Source organism: Clostridium psychrophilum, assembly GCF_018861705.1.
GTDB classification, from domain to species: Bacteria; Bacillota; Clostridia; order Clostridiales; family Clostridiaceae; genus Clostridium_AD; species Clostridium_AD psychrophilum.
Genome location: NZ_JAHLEC010000177.1, coordinates 1 through 3955 on the forward strand (window position 1 = coordinate 1; position 3955 = coordinate 3955).

General features: G+C 28.1%; 4 protein-coding genes. 2 read left to right on the forward strand and 2 right to left on the reverse strand.

Going from position 1 to position 3955, the window contains the following annotated elements:
* Nucleotides 1-153: 153 nt before the first annotated feature.
* The gene (locus KPL38_RS18450; protein WP_216290597.1) at nt 154-873 is read right to left on the reverse strand and encodes a biosynthetic peptidoglycan transglycosylase; all 720 of its coding nucleotides are present in this window, start codon (nt 871-873) and stop codon (nt 154-156) included.
* Between the two features lie 509 nt (nt 874-1382).
* On the opposite strand from KPL38_RS18450, the gene KPL38_RS18455 reads away from it, so the two are divergent.
* Nucleotides 1383-2576, forward strand: a complete 1194-nt coding sequence (locus tag KPL38_RS18455; protein WP_216290598.1) for a sensor domain-containing diguanylate cyclase — start codon at nt 1383-1385, stop codon at nt 2574-2576.
* A gap of 286 nt (nt 2577-2862) precedes the next feature.
* Nucleotides 2863-3093, forward strand: coding sequence for a hypothetical protein (locus tag KPL38_RS18460; protein ID WP_216290599.1), 231 nt, complete (start codon nt 2863-2865; stop codon nt 3091-3093).
* A gap of 451 nt (nt 3094-3544) precedes the next feature.
* Here the strand turns inward: KPL38_RS18460 and KPL38_RS18465 are convergent, their stop codons facing one another.
* The gene (locus KPL38_RS18465) at nt 3545-3706 is read right to left on the reverse strand and encodes a lmo0937 family membrane protein (protein ID WP_216290600.1); all 162 of its coding nucleotides are present in this window, start codon (nt 3704-3706) and stop codon (nt 3545-3547) included.
* Nucleotides 3707-3955: the final 249 nt, after the last annotated feature.

The following is a 3955-nucleotide window of genomic DNA, read 5'->3' on the forward strand; positions in this document are numbered from 1 at the left end:
ATTTAATCATCTCATATTTCTCTTGAATTTTCCACCTAATTTTCATCTAAAATGTTATCTAAAATGTTATCCACAGCGGTTTCCGCAAGCTGTTTCCTATATAACAAGAAAATAAAAACTATGCCGGTATTAACAGGAATAGCCTTTCTTTATTCATTTCAACATAATCGGTTCGCTGATAATCTGCTTAGCTTGAGATTCACTAATAATTTGGCTATCAACCATATTTTGAATGACAATATGTTGTCGCTCTATAGCAAGTTTCATGCTTTTATATGGATCATAGACGCTTGGAGCATTCGGAAGACCGGCAAGCATGGTCAGTTCCCCTGCATTCAATTGCATTGGAGATTTTCCAAAATAAGTATCTGATGCTTGGTATAATCCGTTAGCCCCATGTCCAAAATAAATAACATTGGTGTAGAATGCAAATGTTTCTTGCTTACTCATCGTGTCATATACCCCAATGGCATAGGTACTCTCAAGTAATTTCCAAGTTAATGATTTTGATGTATTACTTAAAATTGTATTGTGAATCAACTGTTGTGTAATTGTAGAACCACCTTGAAGAGATTTTCTACTAGCAACATCCACAAATATTGCCCGTATGGTTCCTCTGACATCCATACCTTTGTTTGTGAAAAAACTGCGATCCTCAGTTGCAATAATAGCCTTTCTATATGTTTTCGGTATATCACTATACGCAAGTAACCTGCTATTATGAGCTCGTACCTGAGTGATCACGTCACTACGCACCTTATTAGAAATTATGTTAACATGACCAAAGTAGTACTTTAATCCAAACCAGCTAATACATAGGACAACAAATATAAATACCATGAATTTTAGTATACGTTTAAAAAATCTATGCATAAACTCCTCCTTAAACTATTTATAATAAAATATAGCATGAAATCATGTAAAAGTTATGAGTTTTTAAACAATTTTGTGTGAATAAATTAAAAACACATAATAATAGAAATTGCTCTTCTTAAATTGTGCTCAAATATAATAACAATAATATAGATATATACTGATTATAATTATAATGAAGAACGGAAAATTAAGTATCTATTTCTGTTATCAAGCGAGATTCAAAACTCCTTATAATATTTTTTCAATACTTGTAATATTTTATATGTTTTGAGAATATTTATGGTAGAATAGTTATATTATTATTGTTATACACACAGGCAGCAATAACCTGTTTTGCAAAATCAAAATACCATTATTAATATAAATTCTAACTCTCACTTGGATACTTCAGCATCAATAGGATATAAGAATTATTTAAGATGTAATCAAATACTTTAGTATGTAATCTTTTATATATACTTATTATTATAATCTAAGATCCAGCTTAGATTAATGGGGGAAAGTAAATGGAAACGTGTACAAATAAATATAGTCATATTTCAAGAGAAATTATTATAGAAACAGATAGTTTAGGTATCATCAGATTTATTACACCTAATTGTAGTATTTTAGGATATGATCAAAGTGAATTTCTTAACACAGACATTAACACTTATATTGAATGCAATTTTAATACTATAACGGTTAATAAAAGCTTTAAGTGTAAGTTTTTAAACAAAAATGGTGATAAAATTCATTTTGATATATTTGTAATTTCTAAAATGAATTCTAAAAAACAATCTATTTATTTTATTCTATATCTTCTTCCTATAAATAAACACGCATATCTAAACGAAGGAGATTTAAAATTCAATAAACTTTTTGAAAACACTAATGATATCATATTTAAAATGCAGATTATTCCTGAAATAAAATTTACATATTTAAATTCCGCTGTAGAAAATATCTTTGGATACGATTTAAAAAATTATTTTCAAAATCCTATGCTTCCCTTTGAAACTGTACATCCTGATGATCGTGATATACAGTTATCTAAGGTTAATAAAAAGACAGATTTTTCTAATCTTTTTTATGTTCGATTTAAACATAAAAATGGTTATTATGTATTGATAGAGGATTACATCATTCCAACTTTTAACGATAAAGATGAATTAATATTTGTTGAAGGAATCTGCAGAGATATTACAAAAAGAATCCAATTAGAAAAAAAACTTGAGAAGCTTAGCTATATTGATGGTTTAACTGGGTTATATAATAGAACATATTTAAATAAACAAATTAAAATATTAAAAGAGGACGTAGATAAACCTATAGCAATCATAGTATGTGATTTAGATAATCTTAAATATTTTAACGATAACTTTGGACATTGTAGAGGTGATATAATGCTAAAAAGTGTAGGGTATTTTTTAATTAACAACTTTGTTGAGGATTCCATTGTCATTAGAAATGGTGGTGATGAATTTATTATTATTTTGTCTAGTTTTTCTGAAAAAAAAGCAGAAGAAATTTATTCAGATATGTTGGTGTCCATTGCAAACTATAATGACAATCACAAAATTCCTATAACTCTCTCTTCAAGGTTTTCATACTCATGTTCATCAAAAACTATTTTGAAACTACTCAGCACAGCTGATAAACGCATGTATGAAAAGAGATATAAAAGAGAAAGCATTAAATTATCTCCTGCGGAGCTGTAGTATTAATGTCTAATACCCTATAAAAAAAATAACATAATGTACAAAACACTTACACGTTATATTATTTTTTATTTTTACTAACTAAATATATCAGCCTCTTTACTTTTTGAACGATTAATTCTGAACTTATTTTTAAATGTAACACTTTTGTACTATGCATAATATTATATAACTAACAAATGAAAGTATTAATGGGACAAACCTAAGAAGATTAAATCAAAAAATATTTTCCTTAAAAGAGGTGAAATATGTATGTGTTGTTGGTGGATACTATTATTATTACTGTTTGACGATAACAATTGTTGTAACAATAATCATCGTAACAATTGTTGTAACAATAATCGTCGTAACATTTGTTGTAACAATGATTTTAATAATTGCTGTGATCCTTGGTGTGATCCTTGGTGTGATCCTTGGTGTGAACCTTGTTGTGACCCATGTTGTAAGAATCAACATCGTCATGATAATTGCTGTAATAATTGTGGCCGAAGATAATAAGATTTCAAATATCGTTTAGAATAGCAATAGTTTTTATTGTAATATAAAAATGAATAAGATTCGAAAAACTGTCTATAATTTAGATATAAATTCCCTTTTAAGAATGATACTATAGTAAGATAAAAATACTGCTTAGGGTATAACCTAAAGCAGTATTTTTATCTTTATATTTAATTTAACAACATTTCAGAAGAAAAGTCTCGCCCTTCTATAAGTAAGAGGATAACAACTAAAATTGTTATCTACCCAAGAGACTTGCAGAGGATAACTACTCTAGCAAAATAAAACTTCAGTGGGGGAAAATTATTATCTACTCCAGAGAACTAAAGGGGTAAATCTTTTTCTGAAATTATTGCACGATCTAGAGAAGCTGTTGTCATCTCTTTCAGAGCTGTTGTCATCTCTTTCAGAGCTGTTTGGCATCTCTTTCAGAAATGTTACAGATATGCAGGAGATGATTTAATAGTTTCCTAATGTGTTTTTCTACTTCCTTTTCTGGAAAGCATATCTCCAATAAATGCTATTACTGCTATTAGAAGCAACCAATGAATCATAAGTCCGCCAAAACTAAATATAAGCCCCAATATCCAAAAGAAAACTACTATTGCACCTATCCAACTTAAAAAGCCCATATAAAATACCACCTTTCATATATTTATTTAATAAACTCTTTAATTATTATAATGACCAAAATTCTGTTGTGTATACCTATTCTATTTATCATCAACCTTTGAATAACTTCCAATATAAGTTTATGTATATTAAATTATTATGATCAATTGCAATAACAAGTTGAACCAATTTGTATTTATGACTTAAATCGTTGAATTTACTTATGCTGCATAAATTATATCTAATTGTGCTTCGAATAGATCTTCAGG